This is a genomic window from Fusicatenibacter saccharivorans (assembly GCF_027667425.1).
Taxonomy (GTDB): domain Bacteria; phylum Bacillota; class Clostridia; order Lachnospirales; family Lachnospiraceae; genus Fusicatenibacter; species Fusicatenibacter saccharivorans.
The window spans coordinates 88,014-105,581 of the sequence record NZ_JAQEGR010000011.1 but is presented as its reverse complement, the minus strand read 5'-3'; the positions used below and the strand labels follow the sequence as shown (position 1 = coordinate 105,581).

The window sequence follows — 17,568 nt, the reverse complement described above, 5'->3', positions numbered from 1 at the left end:
AACATATCGGGAAGCTCAGACAGCAATAAGATTTCACCAGCTAACAGAGGATTTTTCTTTACACAATAACTCCATATAATTACCGGAATCAGACAAAGCCGAAAAAAAGAAAGAAGATTAGGAACCGTAATAATTCTATTCAAATTTTCTTCCTGATTCACTTCACTCTGCATGTACGGTCACCTTACTTTCCCTTTTTTTTAGACATAAACCAATAAAATATAACACAAAATGCTAAAGCAAACACAACACCAAAAACATTTTGAATCACTCTAAGACTAACCGCTCCTTGTAGTCCATAAGTCTCTGTAGCAATGGCTAAAGCACCAAATGTGTTAAATACTGCCTGCCAGCCATATTGTGCTGAAAATCCTACACCGATTCCACCAAGAATTCCTATATATGCATAGATTGACGAAGGAAGCAGAAAATATAATACTGTAAAACATATAACACCTGCAATATTTCCGACAATCCTTTTACGGACTCTGTAGTGCATATCTTCCATAAACGGCAAAATCGTGGACATGGCCGCAATACCAGCCCACATTGCACGTGGCATATTACAAAGTTCTGCAATGCAAAGGACAATCGGTACGCATAAAATCTGACATATCTGCCATTTTGTTCTGGAAGAAGTGATATCAAATTCTTGTATCAGATCTTTCAGATTTCTTTTATAAGTTCTGTTTTTATGATTTCGATAAAATACGAGGCAGGTAAGTGCTGCACCTAAAGCCATTCCGACTAATCGCATCTGATAGCTTTTTCCCGTAACATCATAACCATATAGCAGCAGATACCCAAGAACCAATGTAGATTGATTAAACATGAATGGATTATGGCATCCGAACAGAATCAACACAGCCAGTGCCGCAATATTTAACAGCATTCCCAATACCGGTGAAAACTGATTTGCTAAATGCGGACATACAGTCATAATTACAAAGAACAAAGCCAAAAGCATCGTAGATTGTCCGGTGTGGATCCCCAGATCCGCATTTCTAAACACCATGAGACATAATAAGACTACTACACCTACAATGCTGTTCTCATTTCCAAATAGGATACTGAAAATACTAACAAAGCAAAAACAAAATGCCATTGTAGCAGCTATCTTCACCAGATATACCCACATATGATATGATTTTTCTTTTAGTGTTTCACTCTTTTTCAACAGGTTTTTAGAACCTGCCTGATTTAACTGCAACTCCTGATAAAATGTCATGTAATTCCTCCTCTATCTGTTTTTCTTAAACTTATATGGCCTCATCTTTCTGTATTGGAAGCTCTACAACAAATCTGCATCCACCATATTCACGGTTTTCTGCTTTGATTGTTCCTCCGGCACTATCTACAATCCGTTTTACAAGTGCAAGACCTAGGCCATTTCCTTCTGCTTTATGAGATCCATCTACCTGATAGAACTTGTCAAATATTCTGGATTTTACATCATCCTCTATTCCTGGTCCTTCATCTTCCAGAATGAACTTAACAGAATCCTGTTCTTGTTTCAGAAACATCGTAATTGTCCCCTTTGAAGGGCTGAACTTAATCGCATTATCCAAAAGATTTATCCAGATATGCATAAAAAGTCCTTCATTCCCAGTATATTTAACTTCCTCCAATTCTACCTGAAAACCAATTTCTTTTTCTGTCCATTTTGTTTCCAATGAAAGAAATGCCTGGCGGATCTGTTCATCCAGACGATATTCTGTTTTTTTCATTGGTATATTCTGATTCTCTAACTTGGATAACAGCAAAATATTACCAACCAATCCGGAAAGTCTTTGGGTGTTAAATAAGATTTTTTCTACATATTCCTCTTGATCCGGAGACAGTTCTTCTCCCTGAAGCAGCATTGTATATCCTTCAATGGCATTAATCGGGGTCTTAAACTCATGAGAAACATCAGATACAAAATCCATCTGCAGCACCTCTGTTGCACGAAGTTCTTTTGTCATAACGTTAAAACTTTGATAAGATTCTCCAACTTCTGCTATACGGCTGTTCGTTTCCAAATGCTGTTCAAAATCTCCCTGAGAAACTTCCTTCATTGCTTTACTAAGTCTGGTAATTGGTTCCAGTAACTTTGCATTAATAAAGGAAGTGATCAGCCCGGCAATCAATGTATTGAAAATCAAAAGCCAGCCAAGCACAGATATGCTGCCCGGCAGATAAAAAAAATGATTCAAAAAAGCAAATAATAAAGCAGATATGACTGTTGAAAATACAAGTGCCAGCCAGATTGCACCAGTCAGACAGGATCGGATCCGCAATCCTTTTTCTTTCTTTTGTTCCATTATTTTTTCACCACCTTGTATCCAATTCCACGCATTGTTACGATTTCAAAATCAGGGTTATCTTTAAAACGCTCTCTGATTCTTCCTATATGTACCTCTATCGTATGTGGGTCTGCCTCCGTCTCGTATCCCCATACTTCATCCATCAACTGTTGTTTTGTAAATGTTCTGCCTGGCGAAGCTGCAAGCTTATATAAAAGCAGGAATTCTTTTTTAGGCAAAACAAGACTTTCCTTATCAGTTGTAACCGTCATTGCATCATAATCAAACTCTGTTGAACCGATCACAATTTTGTGTTCATTCAGTATCTGTGCACGGCGAAGCAGTGCTCCAACTCTTAAAACCATTTCATTCACATTTACCGGTTTTACCATATAATCGTCACTTCCCGAAAGAAATCCCTGGCGCATATCATCAAAGGAACCTTTCGCAGTGATCATAAGTACCGGTATCTGATATCCTGCTGAACGGAGTTCCGACACCAGTTCATAACCATCCATAACCGGCATCATAATATCGGAAATGATCAGATCAATATACTCTTTATCCAATATTTCTAATGCCAGTGCTCCATCCGATGCACTTTTGACCTGATATCCATTCTTCTCAAGCACTTTTTGGAATAGCTGGCTTAATTCTTTATCATCTTCTACAATCAATATTTGAAACACGTTTTCCTTCCTCCTTATTAAAACAGATACCTTGCCCATCCAAGCAGATGCTGTACCAAAAATATTTTTCTCTGACGTTTCTTTGTTAATTCGATTGGCTCTACATGATATGGATCACGATAGGTTCCATCTTCCAATACCTGTCGGGACACTCTTTCATATTCCATCATGCCTTCTTCCAACTGTTTATTAATCTCTTTGCTACGTATTACAAGCATCAGTTCCGTATCCAGATACGTGCTTCTCATATCCATGTTAAAGGAACCGATTACGGATAGATCATCATCAATCAGGATGCTTTTTCCGTGGTAAGAATAGCCGCCTTCATACTCCCAGATATCAATTCCTGTATTTAAAATTCTGTTTCTGTTTCTCGCATAATCAGCAGAACCAAACGGATTTCCATTGTTGGCAACCGAATTGGTCATGATAGAAAAATCCGGAACTCTCTCCGCAATCTCTTTCCATGTATTATACATCATATCATTGCAAATAATATATGGTGTATGAATTTTCACGCGCTCTTTTGCATTTTTCATTAGTTCTCCCAGTTGATACCAGACTACTGGTTCCTTGGAACCTGTGTGGATAGGATTTGACACTAATGCAATCTTTTCTGTCTCAAAAGTTTCGTCCGTGTAATCGGTATCGCAGATTCTTTCCTTATTCTCTTCAAAATATTTCTGATAGCCGTTCTGCAGTTCTAAAACTGCGTTCTTTACAGATTTTCTATTTGCCAGTTTTTTATTGTCATGAAAATAACCACTGTCTTCTTGTTCCCATATCGTTTCAAAATACTCTAACAACTGGTTAACTGAATTTTCTTTCTCAGGTTCATCGCAAACCACTAACACGTCTCTGTCATAGTTCTTATGTCCCGGAAAATCACCCAGGAAATAATTGTATGTATTTCTTCCCCCAAGAATATATCTTTTTCCATCTGCAATCAAATATTTATCATGCATTCTACCCATCATTTTCCACGGTTTCAACGGATTGGCCTTATTATATAGTTTAATTTCAACATTCTCATGGGAAGATAATCCATAGAAATACGGATTTCCTTCCATATCAATCCAGCTCTCCATTCCATCTATTAACAGACGAATATGTACACCTTTGTCTGCCGCATCATGCAGTGCTCCTAAAATCAATTTTCCACTTTCATCGGATTGAAATGCAAAAGTAGAAAGAATAATTTCCTTTTTTGCATTCTTGATCAAACGCACTCTTTGTAAAAGCGCTTCTGGATTCTTTTCTATGATTACTGCCCGTTCTGTATTTTCACTGCATTCGTTCCATGACACATTTTTTGTTTCTTTTTTGGTTGTATTGGACACTTCCGGCTGCTTTTTATATGCAACGCGGATTCCGAGCAATTCATAAAAAGCCACACATAAAAAAATTGCCAGTATAACAAGAAGGATTTTACATATTTTATACTTTTTCATTGTACATCACCTGATTCCTTTTTATTTCATACTTATACAATACAAAGTCAATCTCAATTTAACCTCAACAAGGTTTGTTTTTTCATCAATGCAAAATCTTCTTTGTACAACAGACTGTTAGATATAGTAAAAACGGCCTTTCAAAAACAGTTAACTTCTAAATCAACTGTTTTTTGAAAGGTCGTTTCATCAGATTCTTATAGCAATCCAGCAAATAATCTCATAAATAATTGTCCCAGTCGCAAATATGCACTTCGTCCGGTTTGATATTGGTCTGTCACATCACGACATTCTCCCATCGTTCTTATCAGATCATTTTTTATTTCCACAACTGCCTGACAATCTGCCATAAAACAGCCGTTTTCAAAATGGTGATATAAACTTCGATAATCCAGATTAATTGTTCCACAAGTTGCCATACAGTCATCTGCCACACTCATTTTTGCATGACAGAAACCAGGAGTCCACTCATAAACACGAACACCATGTTTAACCAATCCATGATAAAAAGAACGAGTTATATTATAAATGAATTTTTTATCAGGGATACCAGGTGTGATAATTCTTACGTCTACCCCTCGCTTAGCAGCCAGACATAACGCATGCGTCATTTCATCTGTTATGATTAGATATGGAGTCATAAACCAACAATATTTTTCAGCTTTATTTATCATACTGATATAAACTTCTTCTCCTACTTGCTCATTATCCATAGGGCTGTCTGCATAAGGTTGAACAAACCCAGTTTGCTGTGCCGCATAATCATAGTGGAAAAGGTATTTACTAAAATCAGAATCATTAGCATCCTTATCACTTACTGCATTCCACATTTCCAAAAATGTCACCGTAAGCGACTGAACAGCATCTCCTTCTAAACGAATACCTGTATCTTTCCACTGTCCATACGGGTGTGTGTAATTAAAATATTCGTTTGCTAGATTATATCCACCTGTAAATCCGACTTTTCCATCAATAACTGTTATTTTTCTATGATCACGATTGTTCAAAAACAGATTTAAGCCTGGCATAAACGGATTGAATACACGGCAATGAATTCCTATTGCCTCCATCTTTTTCACAAAATCTGTGTTAATAAAGCCTATAGAACCCATATCATCGTAGAATACTCTAACTTTCACACCTGCTTTTACTCGCTCTTCCAGAACATCTTGAATCTTATGCCATGCTTCAGCGTCTTCTATCGCATGATATTCCATAAAGATAAACTTCTGTGCTTTCCCCAAATCCTTAAGCTGTGCCTCTAATCCTTTCACTGCTTCATCAAAATACACAATATCCGTATTCTGATAGATTGGATACTGCGAATTTCTTTGTATGTAACTTGCTATATTTCCTGCTTTCGGAATTGTTTCTTTTATTCTGCTCAAACACTCCTGACTGTCCGGGAGCATTGGTAACAATTTGCTATCAATTTCTGCATATCGCTCACGCATTTTATGTGTGCCGCCATTCAAACCAATCAACAAATACAGGCCTACACCCATAATTGGGAAAATTAGAATTAAGATGACCCAAGGCATTTTCATAGAGGATGTCTTATTTGATGCGTACAATCCCAAAACCAAGATCCCACTCAAAATCCTTGTAAATAAATTTATGATTTCTGCATATTCATTCAAGCGTGTTACGATAGTAATAATAAAAATCACTTCCAGAAGAATGCAGATTATGGAAAAGCACAGCCGTTTTACCCCATTTTTTGTTTTTGCTTTGCCCTCTAAAGTATCTTGTTTCATATATATTCCACCTTCCTACTTGCTCAGTTTTCTCCCTAAATTTCGTGTAACATACCAATTTTGTCTTTTATTCTCTGCATTTCATTATCTGCTTCAATGATAGCTCTTGCAGAATGAAGTAATTCTTCACTTATCTCATCATAGCCAGGCATTTCTTCAATTCCTTTTTTATAGCGAAGTTGATGTTCCAATGTTGCCCAGAAATCCATACCATTGGTTCGAATCTGTAATTCTACACGCATAGGTGTTTTACCCTTAGCAAAAAATACTGGTATTTCAACAATCATATGATAGCTTCGATAACCATTCGATTTTGGATTTTTTATATAATCTTTTATTTCAATAACTTTAATATCATGCTGTTATCCTCCTAAATAGATTGAAATATGTCAATGAGTTTTTTCTTGAACAATAGTATAGCACAATTCTTTTATTTTGTTCCAACTTCATACATGATCATAACATGTAAACTTTAAACTATTTTCCCAGATTATTTCTCCATCAGTTTTTCAAACCAGGTATCCATCCCCAAATAAGGGGTGACAACAGAGCGAAACCCAAATGTTAGCTGGACTTCCTGAAACCCATGTTTGCAAACAGGTGATTTTGATTAGCCGTCAGCTAACAAAAATCGGATTGCGTTAGCTGGTAATTGATCATTTTGAATGGAAAATCATGTCACGAACGTGATTAGAAAACAAAAAAAGCGTTCGTTGTCAGCTAATCCAGCTAACATTTTCGAACGCTTTGAAGCCCGTCGCCAAGAGGATTTGAACCTCCGACCCCTCGCTTAGGAGAGCTCCAACCTATTGTCACTCTCTGTCAATCTGAGGTAAGGTAAACCCATATGGGACACTATATAAAACTGTTTCCGATTCAATTCGAGTTATTCTGAATACCCCCTCTGTCAAGCTCTGTAAAGCTCTGAAAGTTAGCTGATTGTTTGCCCCAGCTAATAATCGGGGAATGCCTTGATATTACCATCGACATCTGTTATATGACCACCATGCTTCGTACGTTCGATCATGGTAAACAGTATTCAATTAAACTTTCCTATCATAAGTACAAGATATTTTCTTGTCTATAAATAATATAACGCATACGAGACGGTTTGTCCATGCGTTTTTGACTGGCAAATTTATAAGCTGCTTTCATATTTTTAAACACGGACATAACCAGTAGATATACCTTCGATTCGGTTGGATGCTCCCGTACTCTGAATCAATGCAACTTCTAAGAGTGTTTTCAATTCATCTACATTGGCTTCGAGAAATAATTCCTGTTTGCCTTTATGTTCATGGATGCTGCTAACCATCTGAACAATTTCAGGTGTTAACAACTTCGCAGGACTTACAATAAAATCAAAGTCTCTCATAGGAATCTCCTTCATTTCAGATTTATCTCCGTCATTCTATCATCAAATGATGGAGATAGAATATCCATATACACAATAAATATCCTCATTTCATCCATATATTATATCGTTTTATGAATCGTTTTTTCACTAAAATTACACTATTTTTTCACTATTTTTCATTACTTCATCGTCTTCGCCAGTGAATTGAGCAATGCCCGCATCTCTGGATTCGCCAATACTTTTGCCAGAAGTTCCGGATCGACTTCATCAGCAACAGTAGTATTATTATTTTCCTGCTGTACATGCATCTGTGGATCCAGATTCTTTTTCTCATAAAATGCTTCTTCAAAAAGCTCTGCATTTTTCCTTCTGTCATCATCCAGAATATGAGAGTACACATCTGTAACCATATTGACCTGAGCATGGCCAGAATCACCCTGTACCGCCTTGATGTCTCCACCATTCAGTTTCAGCTTATAAGTAACACTGCTATGACGAAAACTGTGAAATACAACCGGTGGGAGATTATAGTCCTCGATCAATTTCTTTAAAGGGCCACGGATTGCTCCATCACCAAGAGGAAGACCAAAGGTACTTGCCATAACCAGGTTATAGTCCATATATTCGTCACCCAGGATTTCTTTCATTTCATCCTGCTCAGCTTTCCAGTCTACAAGCATATTAGCAACGCTCTTCGGTAAGAATATCTTACGTACACTACTTTCTGTCTTCGGTGTTTTCAGAATACGGACCGTAGAATTCTTCTTATGATTTGTCGGAAATACCAACAACACATCTTTTCCATCCAATGCATTTAAAGATTCTTTTCTTATACGCTGTGATTCTTTGTTGATGAAGACATATGCACGGTTTTCTTCAATTGCCTCATGAGAAATATCTACACAATCCCAGGTAAGACCAAGCAGCTCACCAAGTCGCAGGGAACATGAGAAAGATAGATTAATTGCGAGCTTTAATCGTTCATCTTCACAGACACTGAGCGCATACATCAATGTATCCGCTGTCCAGATGTCTCTTTTTTGTGATTTATGTTTTGGTACAGTCGCATGGGTGCAAGGATTCTTCTCCATCAACTCCCATTTCACTGCCTGTTCAAAACAGTTTCTAAGCAGCTTATTAATATCCCTGACCGTACTGGAAGATACAAATTCATTTCGACTGGTTTTATTCAATGGATTGATAACTGCACGTCTCTTCAAAAGACTCTGATAATATCTTTCGATGAAACGGGTATTGATCTCTGAGAGTTTCGTATCACCAATGATCGGAAGAATATAGTTATTGATAAGAGAGACATTTCCTTCATATGTAGAAAGCGCCCAGTTTTCTTTGCCATAAAGTGCAACATATTCTGTAATAAGCTCGTCCAGTGTTTTGCATTTACGGACGACAAATGATCCCATCTCTTTTTTATATTCAATTTCTTTTTTTCTTCTCTTTGCTTCGGCTTTCGTTTCATAGGTTTCCCACTTCTGTTTCCTCTCACCTTTTTCATTCGTATAAGAATAGATTACATTAAATTTTCCGTTTCGTTCTCTTATAGATGCCATATTATTGCATACTCCTTTCCAAATCTCTTTGCTCCATCCAGTCCTCAAATTCATCCCGACGGATCCTAACTCGACTGCCAACTTTTATTACTGTGAACTTTCCTTTATCCGCCCACTTGTTGATCATGCTTCTGCTGACCTTTGCCAGATAGGAAGCTTCATCAAAAGTAAGATACTTTATATTTCCATTGCTTCCTCGTATTCCGGTCTGTGATAATTTCTTCCGCCGGAAATTAGCCAGGGCAATATTTTGTTCCTGTGCAAGTTCTTCATAATCATTCGATGGATCCAGCTTATACCGATCCTGACCTTCCAGGAATTTTCGAAAACTCTCTTTTGTGATCCTTTTCTTTTCTGCAATCACAATGAATTCAAAAAAATGACTATACTTTGGATTATCAAGAATTGTATATACTGCGCTTCTGGTTGTTCCAAGCAGCTGTGCCATCTCAGGCATCGTAATTGTTGCATCTTCCAGAAGAGCGTCTTTTTTTCTGTCTTCCTTTGTTCGATACCGGGACTGGCTTTTATACCAGTTCTGAAAAGATTCTTTTGGTATTCGTTTCCAGTAATCGACAATAACAGCTTCCATTTGATTTTTCTTGAGTAAATCATAAACAAGATACTCATCAACACCCAACAGATCCGCAACTTCCTTAACGGAATAGGACCAGGATTTCAATTCTTTCCCTGGTTCTTCTCCGGTAACTTTATGGTATTTAATCTGATTGGCGTACCATTTTTCAAAGCTGGCAATATTGATTCGTATCTTTCCAGCAATCTCTTTAGATTCAAAAACATTTTTATGCACCAGCCAGTATCGATCTGTCTTTTTTAATCCCAGCAGCTTTCCCATTTCCGGCACGGTCATCCAGGTTCTCTTTTGTGTCGGACGCCGTTTGTAAGGACTGTCTTCTGATATCTTTGAAATGATCTCTTCAACATCGTCCATTTCCGGAACTTCTTTTTGTTTCATAATTGCTGTTGCCATTTATTCTTCACTTCCTGTCTTTTTTAGTGTTAGTTTTTTTTCTTATATCATATCTCAAATCCAGATAAAAATTTAGGATGTCGATTGCAGACAAAATCTGCCTGATCAACACCCTGTTTTTTATTGTTCCAAGTTATCGAGCCAGTCATCGAAACTCTTCTTAGAGATGCGATACTTTCCGCCATCCAACTGGATCCACCGGAATTCCTTTTTCTTTAAAAGGTTATAAATAGTAGGTCTGCTGACTCCTAAGATTTCCTGTAACTCTTGAACTGTATAACATCTTTTTTCTGACATTTCTTTATCCTCTTTTCTTTGAAATATGAAAGAAAAATTATCCCTTCATATAACGAAACGCTCAGAGCATGTTTTACAGTGGTCAAAAGCAAATTTTTTTACTTTTTTCTTACGAGTTTTCTTTAATGCAACTCGTAACATTAGATTTTTACATTTTTCATGAAATTAAGTAAAGAAAAAGAGCATATGGAATTGAATCCATACACTCTATGATTACTGGAACTTTATTTCATTTTTAATTCAACAAACTGGAAGTTGTCAAACAGCGTTCGTTGTTTCGCTTTGTGGCATTTTTACACACTGCTGAATCACACCTGTAACATACGTAATGGAATCGGTGCAGTCGTTCTTGAGCCATTCTGAGATAATCGCCATCAATCCCCGAATATAAAAGGCCATGATATAAGGTCGATCCTGTGGTAGTACACCATAACGGTCAAGAATTGGCGTAAACACATAACGGAACATCTTATCATAGCTTTTATCCATCCCCAACACCGCCGCATTTTCTGTTGCTGTGCGGAACAGTCGCTTGTTGTTCTTAATGTAGCAGAGGTAAGGTGTTAAATAATCCGGCGTAATTAGATATAATTCATCTCTCGGGCAATTCCGCAGCTTTGCAGAAAAGGCATCTGAATCTTTCTCCATGCAAGCAAGAAATTGCTCGTTCATACGACTGACACTCTCCGAGAGCAAGTCTGACATCGTTTCATAGTGAAGATAGAAGGTGGAACGATTGACCTCTGCTACTTCACAGATTTCTTTGACTGTAATATACTCAAAATCTTTTTTTGCCAGAAGTGTCAGAAAGGCTTCGTCCATTCTGGCTGCAGTAGCAAAATATCTGCTTTCTGATCTATTCAATCATTCCCACCTTCTTTCGTGTTTTTGTTTACTTCTCACTGATTTCTTTTGCCAGTTCTATGATTTCAAAAGCGTATTTCTGCTTGCCCTGAGCCAGCAATTTTTTGTAGATGGGGTAATTAACGCCCATACCCAGCAGCCCGATAATGCCGACAATCACGCCGAGAACAAACATAGCAGTACTACCGTTGCCGATAACCTTCATGGAAAGGCACATCCCGACACCGGCTACCAACGCTGTGATAATACCGAAGGTGTAGGTAAAAACGTTTGCGGGAAGCTTGGCTTTTGCATCCAGCTTGCGAAGAGCGACCACCTTGGAAGTGTCCTTGGGTGCATATTCGTTTGCGAGTTGTTCTGCATAGATTTTATCTGTATTCATGGCTTGTTTCCTCCTTCATTTGATGGTTCTATGATACCAGCAAAGAACGAGTAACGGAACAACACTGACGGCAGTTTGTGTTGAGTTCAAGAATTGTGCAAGTTTCGATTTTCTTAATTCTACAAACTTGATTTTATATAATTATTCCTCTAACTTTCCCTATTTTACAGGCTTTCCCGCCTGTTCATTAGTGAAATGATATGTAGTTTCCCTTATTTTTGCCCTTATGAGATAATCACAAGGGAAATAAGGGAAATTTTTTAGTCATTGCCTACCACTTTATCAAGAAGCCGAACCGATTTTCGTTTCGCATCTCTTGTGGAGTGAGCATAGACGTTCATTGTGGTACTGACATCTGAGTGTCCTAACAATTCCTGCACATCTTTTGGGGCAGCTCCATTTGCTAAAAGGTTGCTTGTATAGGTGTGACGTAACTGGTGGAAATGAAAGCCTTCAAATCCCTCTAATGTTTTTGCTACCTTTCTGCATACCGTTCCCAAAGTAGTCGGAAGTTCCAGACAGCCATCAGGTCTTAAGCAGACGAAAGAAATTTCTTTATAATCTGCCGGGACTTCCTCTGTTCTGTCTAAGCAATAATACTCGTAGTACACTCTGTTTTTCTCTTTGACCTCTTTGTAGTAGTTCGTGTGATAAAGTTCTCCGTACTGCATTCGATTCTTTAACTGCTCTTTCCGGGCATTACGGAAAATCTCTACCAGCGTATCTCCAAAATCAACAATCCTCACTTTTTTCCGCTTGGTTGGTCCGATGATATATTTGCGCTTTGAGCCATCATATCGGATGCTGCGTCTTATGGTAAGGCATTGTTCTTCCAGATTTACGTCCTGCCACGCCAAACCGCAGGCTTCTCCAATACGAAGCCCGGCATAATAGGCTATCTGGATTGGAAGTATTGCGGCTGGGTTCTTTTTTTGAAGATACGCAAGCAGTCTTTCATAATCTTTTCGTGAAATTGGTTGGATATTTCCGTCCATGTCCTCATCCGAAAACAAATCAACTTCGTCCGTCTGATACCGCAGTTTAATATACTGCATAGGATTGAACGTAATATACTGTTTTGGAAATACTGCAAAGCGGAATGATTGCTGCATGACTGCGGAAAAAGAATGGATGTAGTCTTTGCTGTAACCCTTTTTCTCTTTTCCATCGGGATGAACTCCCCCGAAGGAAAGCAAATCAAAGAAGGATTGCAAATGCTCAGAGGTTACATTTTTTAATTTCCGTTCTGCCAGCGGATGTTTCTTAATATTTCGGATTGTTCCGAGGTAATTCTCCACCGTACCATTGCTGAGCGTACCTGTTTTTAATTCCTCCTCTGCCCACACATCCAGAAGTTGTCCGACTGTGAGATTTTCCGCTTTGGCAACAAATTTCTTTTTCTCATAATCATCCATTGCCTGACGGAGCAGTTTTTCAGTTTCACTTTTGCTTTCTGTTCCAACGCATTCTTTCTGAACAAGATTGCCGCTTGCGTCCTCTACATAGAAGCGGTAGTACCATTTCTTTCCTTTTTTTCTTACAGATCCTTTTGCCATAATCGTATGTCTCCTTTCGATATTAGACAATCGGAACTGATGAAATGCTTCGTGCGTGTAAGTATATCATAACTCCGGTTGTCTTACTATACCGATTCGGAATCTTCGTATAAGACTTCTGATAAAAGATTTGCAAGCCTTTGTTCTGCTGTTTTTGGTTTCTTGGAATAGAGCCTTACAACGTCTGCCATCTCATTAAGAGCATTGATGGTAGGAGTGATTTCCCTTAAGAACATAATCTCATTATATTCCTCATTCGATTCAAACCCTATTGTTTTGGCAATATCCGTCTGACCATCATTCCCCTTGAAGTTTTTGCAGGCGAACTGGAAGGAATCCAAAAACAGACCATATTGTTTTAACATCAGCAGTAATAAATCTTTTGAAAAAGCATCTTCTTCTTTGGTAAGGGCAAGCGGTAACTGTTCCAGAATATCTCCCATCGCATCACGAATCTGTAACTCTCTCTTATCCGTAATGTCGGTTTCATATTCGTCTGTTTCCCCTTTGAGCCATTCCACAGATACATGGAGTGCTTCCGAAAGACCTTCCAGCACCATTTTTTTCGTATTGTCAATCGAACCATTCTCATAACGCAGGATTGTAGAAGCGGTAACTCCCATCTTTTCTGCGACATAAGGCTGTGTCAGATTCAATTCCAGACGGCGCTGTTTTATTCTGCTGCCTATCAGCTTGCGTAGTTCTTTATCTTTCATGCTGACTGCCTCCTTTTTCGGTATGTATGAATTATAGCATTGTTTCTCTAAAATTGCAATATGCAATATAAAAATTGTTTTTAATATTTCGTAACGCTTGACAAAGAGATTTGGAAGGGATATACTTACATCACAAGAATTGCATAATGCAATTTACAGGGAGGTGATTATATGACGCAAAGAAAAATTGCATTATCCATCGAAGAAGCTGCCGACTATACGGGAATCGGCAGAAACACCTTAAGACAGCTTGTAGAATGGAAGAAACTTCCGGTATTAAAGGTTGGTCGTAAAGTCCTGATTAAAACCGATATTCTGGAAATGTTTATGGAAGCGAATGAAGGTCGTGATTTGAGGGATAGAGGAAATGTAAAAGCCGTAACAAGAACTGCGGCAAATTAAAAAGGCGGCTTCCAAAGAAACCGCCAAAGGTTCTATCAGACCGAAGCCATGATATACCTACACGCAAGAAGATTATACCATGTGCTTCTTCTGATACGCAACCGAGAACTTATGTTTGCAAAAGAAAGGGGAATGTAATAATGGCAAAATCAACAAAAAGTTATGAAGAACGAATGCTTGAAATGGAAAAGAAGGAACAGGAAAGCCTTGAAAAAGCAAAACGATATGCAGCACAGAAGAAAGAACTTCTAAAACGAAAGAAAGCCGAAGAAAGTAAAAAACGAACCCATAGGCTCTGTCAGGTTGGCGGTGCGGTGGAATCCGTTCTTGGTGCGCCTATTGAGGAGGAAGACATCCCAAAGCTGATTGGTTTTCTGAAAAAGCAGGAAGCCAATGGGAAATTTTTCTCAAAGGCAATGCAGAAAGAAACAAATACTGATATGGAGGTAGTGTAATGACGGAGGGGATGAGTTTTTCATTCCCTTCATTGCTTTTTCATGAAGGGCGCACTTATGGACAACCAGAGGTCGTCCCAATAAGTTTGCCACAAGTGGCAACCGGTCTGCGCTCACGCTTGCCGGGCTCGTTCCGTCGGCGGGGCTTTCAGCCAGACCTGCTCATGCCGCAGGAGGCACTCTTCGCCAGAGAGGCGCATTCCATGCAGGCTGCTATGCGCAGGGCACTCTTACGCAGAGGGCGTTCCGGCAATGCTGCTTTTTCTAAAACTGAAAGCAATGTTGCCGGAAATCTATGCCGGATACGTCAGAAAGGAGGAATCCAGACATGGCGATTTTTCATTACACAATCAAAATAGTCGGACGAAGTAAAGGGAAATCTGTTATCTCCGCTTCCGCATATCTCAATGGGGATGTGATGAAAAACGAGGAAACCGGGAGAATCAGTTATTACACTTCTAAAAAAGAAGTGGTCTACACCAGTCTTATGATGTGTGAAAACGTACCTCCTGAATGGCAGATAGTACTAGAAGAAAATATAAAACGCTTTCAAAAATCTGTCCGATACAAAAGATCAGAAGATAAAGAAGCTACTTTAGAAAAATTTAAAATCACATTTCAGAAACAAAGGTTATGGAATGAGGTATTGAAGATTGAAAAAAATGCAGATGCCCAACTTGGCAGGTCATTTGAATTTGCCCTTCCCAAAGAATGGAACAGACAGGAACAAATTCAATATACAACTGACTATATTCAAAAAACTTTTGTAGATAGAGGAATGTGTGCTGATTGGAGTATCCACGATAAAGGGGATGGCAACCCCCATGTTCATCTTCTTCTGACTATGCGTCCTTTTAACCCGGATCATTCTTGGGGAAAGAAAGAAGTCAAGGATTGGGATTTTGTCAGAGATAAAAACGGAAATATCGTGATTGATGAATCCCATCCGAACTGGTGGCAGGATAAGAAAAACCCTGACCGTCATGGAATCCGTATCCCTGTATTAGACGAAAACGGAATTCAGAAGATTGGTGCAAGAAACCGCCTGCAATGGAAACGGGTGCTGACCGATGCTACCGGATGGAACAATCCAAAAAATTGTGAACTGTGGCGGAGTGAGTGGGCAAAGGTGTGTAATGAACATCTTCCTTTGCATAATCAGGTCGATCACCGTTCTTATGAAAAACAGGGAAAACTCCAGATTCCTACCATCCATGAAGGCGCTGACGCAAGAAAGATTGAACAAAAGTTTCTTGCCGGGCAGGAAATAAAAGGTTCGTGGAAAGTAGCGGAAAATCAAATCATAAAACAACAAAACACGTTATTGCAAAAGATACTGGACACCTTTGGAAAAGTATCGGGTGCATTATCATTATGGAAGGAGCGATTAAATGACATTAGAAGAAAGCCGGGAAATTATACCCTTAATGGAATCCATGATTGGGCAAATCGAAGAACAGCAGACCTTAATGGCAGAAATGATTCTGGAAATGCAGAATCGGGACACCCAACTCTCTCTTATGCAGGAACAGAATCAGAAATTGCAAAAATTAAACAGCGAGTTATCCGAGCTGCTCAACATTTTGCCAAATACCGAGGAACTGCTTTCCAAGATGGAAGAACAGAAAACGAAGATAGAACTTTTGGAAAACGAAAATCAGCAATGGCAGAAATTGGTACAGAAGCTGAACAGCGAAAACAGTTTATTACTGAAACAGAACACCGAATTGCTGAACTGGAACAGCAGATAGAGAAAGGACGTGATATAGATGAACGAATCCAGAGAATCAAAGAACGCCGAACAGTTGGAAGAACTTCTCCTCTTGACCGAGGAGATACAAGAAGAACTGGAACAGAAAGACCAGCTTATCGTGGAACTAAAGACGCAGCTCAACGAATCTCTGACCTTGAACGAGAAATTAAACAAAGAGAACAGAGCCGGGAATATTCAAGCATTAAAGAACGACTTGAAGCTAGCAGACAGAGCATTGCGGAACGAGAAAGAGAAGCTGCGAAGCGCAAACGTCACGATAGGGGAATGTCAAGATAAAATACGATGCTTAACACAACAACGGGATTATGCCCGGACACATCAGAAAATCGTAGAGATACCGGTAGAAAAGCCGGTACCCTATGAAAAATGTGAAGCCTGTGACCGGACAGCCTATCAGAATGAAAAAGCGAAATACGAAACACAAAAAGAGCGACTTGCAGGACAGTATAAAGCAAAAACGGTAATGTTCCAAACAACCTTGTTCCTTCTTGCATGGTATTCGCTGACAACCACTCTTTTTCAGGCAGTACAGTCAGATGTGTTTCTTTCCGATTGCAAATCATTCTTCCATGATGCAGCGTCATTCATACAAACTTTTATCGGTTGGACGATTGAGGTCGGGCAATCTGTGGCACAGATTAGCACAAAAATTCCAAATCCTTTTATAGCCGGAATGGTATATTGGATATTGCTAATATTGATTGTAGGAATATGTGTGGCAGGAACAGGGATACTGGCGATACTGATAGAAATAAAGGTTATAGAATTATATAGGGAAAAGTGTTGGGATGTCATTACTCTACTGATGATACTGACAAGTGCTGCTGTCATCATTTATTTTGGAGAAGCAATCAAAAAAGCACTGTCAGTAAATCTTCTATTGCTTTTTGTACTTTTGCAGGGCGCATATGTTGGACTTAGGTGTTATTTAGAATCGTACCTTGAGAAAAGAAACTATTAAGCATTTTTTACAAAGCTATGTACAAAATCATTCTAAAATTCCCATTCAATAATACGATTG

Annotated in this window: 17 protein-coding genes and 3 pseudogenes; 5 read left to right on the top strand and 15 right to left on the bottom strand. The window is 38.7% G+C overall.

The window, feature by feature from the left end:
* Positions 1-2: 2 nt before the first annotated feature.
* From PGS38_RS11680 to PGS38_RS11610, 15 genes and pseudogenes are all read right to left on the bottom strand, one after another.
* Positions 3-173, bottom strand: a pseudogene (locus tag PGS38_RS11680) (CDP-alcohol phosphatidyltransferase family protein); the annotation flags it as partial.
* A pseudogene (locus PGS38_RS11675) lies at positions 163-1,228 on the bottom strand (FUSC family protein). The pseudogenes PGS38_RS11680 and PGS38_RS11675, both read right to left, overlap by 11 nt.
* Before the next feature lie 31 nt (positions 1,229-1,259).
* Positions 1,260-2,303 carry a sensor histidine kinase gene (locus tag PGS38_RS11670; RefSeq protein WP_118640522.1) on the bottom strand — a complete coding sequence of 348 codons (1,044 nt, stop codon included), beginning with the start codon at positions 2,301-2,303 and terminating at the stop codon, positions 1,260-1,262.
* Positions 2,303-3,013, bottom strand: coding sequence for a response regulator transcription factor (locus PGS38_RS11665; protein WP_044024695.1), 711 nt, complete (start codon positions 3,011-3,013; stop codon positions 2,303-2,305). The genes PGS38_RS11670 and PGS38_RS11665 overlap by 1 nt, the downstream gene beginning before the upstream one ends.
* Complete coding sequence (locus tag PGS38_RS11660) at positions 2,992-4,425, bottom strand: phospholipase D family protein (protein WP_117805236.1); 1,434 nt, start codon at positions 4,423-4,425, stop codon at positions 2,992-2,994. The genes PGS38_RS11665 and PGS38_RS11660 overlap by 22 nt, the downstream gene beginning before the upstream one ends.
* Positions 4,426-4,622: 197 nt before the next feature.
* A complete protein-coding gene (gene cls, locus PGS38_RS11655) occupies positions 4,623-6,182 on the bottom strand; it encodes a cardiolipin synthase (RefSeq protein ID WP_055225912.1) in 1,560 nt (519 codons plus the stop codon).
* A gap of 35 nt (positions 6,183-6,217) precedes the next feature.
* A pseudogene (locus tag PGS38_RS11650) lies at positions 6,218-6,544 on the bottom strand (GTP pyrophosphokinase); the annotation flags it as partial.
* Between the two features lie 797 nt (positions 6,545-7,341).
* On the bottom strand, positions 7,342-7,557 hold the full coding sequence (locus PGS38_RS11645) for a hypothetical protein (protein WP_226977413.1): 216 nt from the start codon (positions 7,555-7,557) through the stop codon (positions 7,342-7,344).
* A 161-nt stretch (positions 7,558-7,718) separates the two neighbouring features.
* Complete coding sequence (locus tag PGS38_RS11640; RefSeq protein ID WP_171027973.1) at positions 7,719-9,110, bottom strand: tyrosine-type recombinase/integrase; 1,392 nt, start codon at positions 9,108-9,110, stop codon at positions 7,719-7,721.
* A gap of 1 nt (position 9,111) precedes the next feature.
* Entirely contained in the window at positions 9,112-10,101 is a 990-nt protein-coding gene (locus tag PGS38_RS11635; RefSeq protein WP_044954635.1) for a helix-turn-helix domain-containing protein, read from the bottom strand.
* A gap of 120 nt (positions 10,102-10,221) precedes the next feature.
* Entirely contained in the window at positions 10,222-10,398 is a 177-nt protein-coding gene (locus PGS38_RS11630) for a helix-turn-helix domain-containing protein (RefSeq protein WP_003864535.1), read from the bottom strand.
* A 258-nt stretch (positions 10,399-10,656) separates the two neighbouring features.
* Complete coding sequence (locus PGS38_RS11625; protein ID WP_117805235.1) at positions 10,657-11,262, bottom strand: TetR/AcrR family transcriptional regulator; 606 nt, start codon at positions 11,260-11,262, stop codon at positions 10,657-10,659.
* A gap of 28 nt (positions 11,263-11,290) precedes the next feature.
* Positions 11,291-11,644, bottom strand: a complete 354-nt coding sequence (locus PGS38_RS11620; RefSeq protein WP_117805234.1) for a dihydropteridine reductase — start codon at positions 11,642-11,644, stop codon at positions 11,291-11,293.
* Between the two features lie 260 nt (positions 11,645-11,904).
* Positions 11,905-13,200 (bottom strand): tyrosine-type recombinase/integrase, encoded by a 1,296-nt coding sequence (locus PGS38_RS11615; protein WP_055158599.1) that lies wholly within the window; start codon positions 13,198-13,200, stop codon positions 11,905-11,907.
* Between the two features lie 86 nt (positions 13,201-13,286).
* Positions 13,287-13,916, bottom strand: a complete 630-nt coding sequence (locus PGS38_RS11610) for a helix-turn-helix domain-containing protein (protein ID WP_055158601.1) — start codon at positions 13,914-13,916, stop codon at positions 13,287-13,289.
* 171 nt (positions 13,917-14,087) lie between these two features.
* On the opposite strand from PGS38_RS11610, the gene PGS38_RS11605 reads away from it, so the two are divergent.
* From PGS38_RS11605 to PGS38_RS11585, 5 genes are all read left to right on the top strand, one after another.
* Positions 14,088-14,318, top strand: a complete 231-nt coding sequence (locus tag PGS38_RS11605; RefSeq protein WP_004843519.1) for a helix-turn-helix domain-containing protein — start codon at positions 14,088-14,090, stop codon at positions 14,316-14,318.
* 140 nt (positions 14,319-14,458) lie between these two features.
* On the top strand, positions 14,459-14,773 hold the full coding sequence (locus PGS38_RS11600) for a relaxasome subunit MobC (RefSeq protein WP_119188947.1): 315 nt from the start codon (positions 14,459-14,461) through the stop codon (positions 14,771-14,773).
* Positions 14,773-15,132: a hypothetical protein gene (locus tag PGS38_RS11595; RefSeq protein WP_119188948.1), complete on the top strand. Its 360-nt coding sequence runs from the start codon at positions 14,773-14,775 to the stop codon at positions 15,130-15,132. The genes PGS38_RS11600 and PGS38_RS11595 overlap by 1 nt, the downstream gene beginning before the upstream one ends.
* Positions 15,102-16,823 carry a MobA/MobL family protein gene (locus PGS38_RS11590; protein ID WP_117807244.1) on the top strand — a complete coding sequence of 574 codons (1,722 nt, stop codon included), beginning with the start codon at positions 15,102-15,104 and terminating at the stop codon, positions 16,821-16,823. The genes PGS38_RS11595 and PGS38_RS11590 overlap by 31 nt, the downstream gene beginning before the upstream one ends.
* Positions 16,762-17,508, top strand: a complete 747-nt coding sequence (locus tag PGS38_RS11585) for a DUF6040 family protein (protein ID WP_055156250.1) — start codon at positions 16,762-16,764, stop codon at positions 17,506-17,508. The genes PGS38_RS11590 and PGS38_RS11585 overlap by 62 nt, the downstream gene beginning before the upstream one ends.
* Positions 17,509-17,568 lie beyond the last annotated feature (60 nt).

Coding starts and splice junctions, on each gene's coding strand:
- PGS38_RS11670 (WP_118640522.1), bottom strand. CDS start 2,303: ATGGAACAAAAGAAAGAAAAAGGATTGCGGATCCGATCCTGTCTGACT.
- PGS38_RS11665 (WP_044024695.1), bottom strand. CDS start 3,013: ATGGGCAAGGTATCTGTTTTAATAAGGAGGAAGGAAAACGTGTTTCAA.
- PGS38_RS11660 (WP_117805236.1), bottom strand. CDS start 4,425: ATGAAAAAGTATAAAATATGTAAAATCCTTCTTGTTATACTGGCAATT.
- cls (WP_055225912.1), bottom strand. CDS start 6,182: ATGAAACAAGATACTTTAGAGGGCAAAGCAAAAACAAAAAATGGGGTA.
- PGS38_RS11645 (WP_226977413.1), bottom strand. CDS start 7,557: ATGAGAGACTTTGATTTTATTGTAAGTCCTGCGAAGTTGTTAACACCT.
- PGS38_RS11640 (WP_171027973.1), bottom strand. CDS start 9,110: ATGGCATCTATAAGAGAACGAAACGGAAAATTTAATGTAATCTATTCT.
- PGS38_RS11635 (WP_044954635.1), bottom strand. CDS start 10,101: ATGGCAACAGCAATTATGAAACAAAAAGAAGTTCCGGAAATGGACGAT.
- PGS38_RS11630 (WP_003864535.1), bottom strand. CDS start 10,398: ATGTCAGAAAAAAGATGTTATACAGTTCAAGAGTTACAGGAAATCTTA.
- PGS38_RS11620 (WP_117805234.1), bottom strand. CDS start 11,644: ATGAATACAGATAAAATCTATGCAGAACAACTCGCAAACGAATATGCA.
- PGS38_RS11615 (WP_055158599.1), bottom strand. CDS start 13,200: ATGGCAAAAGGATCTGTAAGAAAAAAAGGAAAGAAATGGTACTACCGC.
- PGS38_RS11610 (WP_055158601.1), bottom strand. CDS start 13,916: ATGAAAGATAAAGAACTACGCAAGCTGATAGGCAGCAGAATAAAACAG.
- PGS38_RS11605 (WP_004843519.1), top strand. CDS start 14,088: ATGACGCAAAGAAAAATTGCATTATCCATCGAAGAAGCTGCCGACTAT.
- PGS38_RS11600 (WP_119188947.1), top strand. CDS start 14,459: ATGGCAAAATCAACAAAAAGTTATGAAGAACGAATGCTTGAAATGGAA.
- PGS38_RS11595 (WP_119188948.1), top strand. CDS start 14,773: ATGACGGAGGGGATGAGTTTTTCATTCCCTTCATTGCTTTTTCATGAA.
- PGS38_RS11590 (WP_117807244.1), top strand. CDS start 15,102: ATGGCGATTTTTCATTACACAATCAAAATAGTCGGACGAAGTAAAGGG.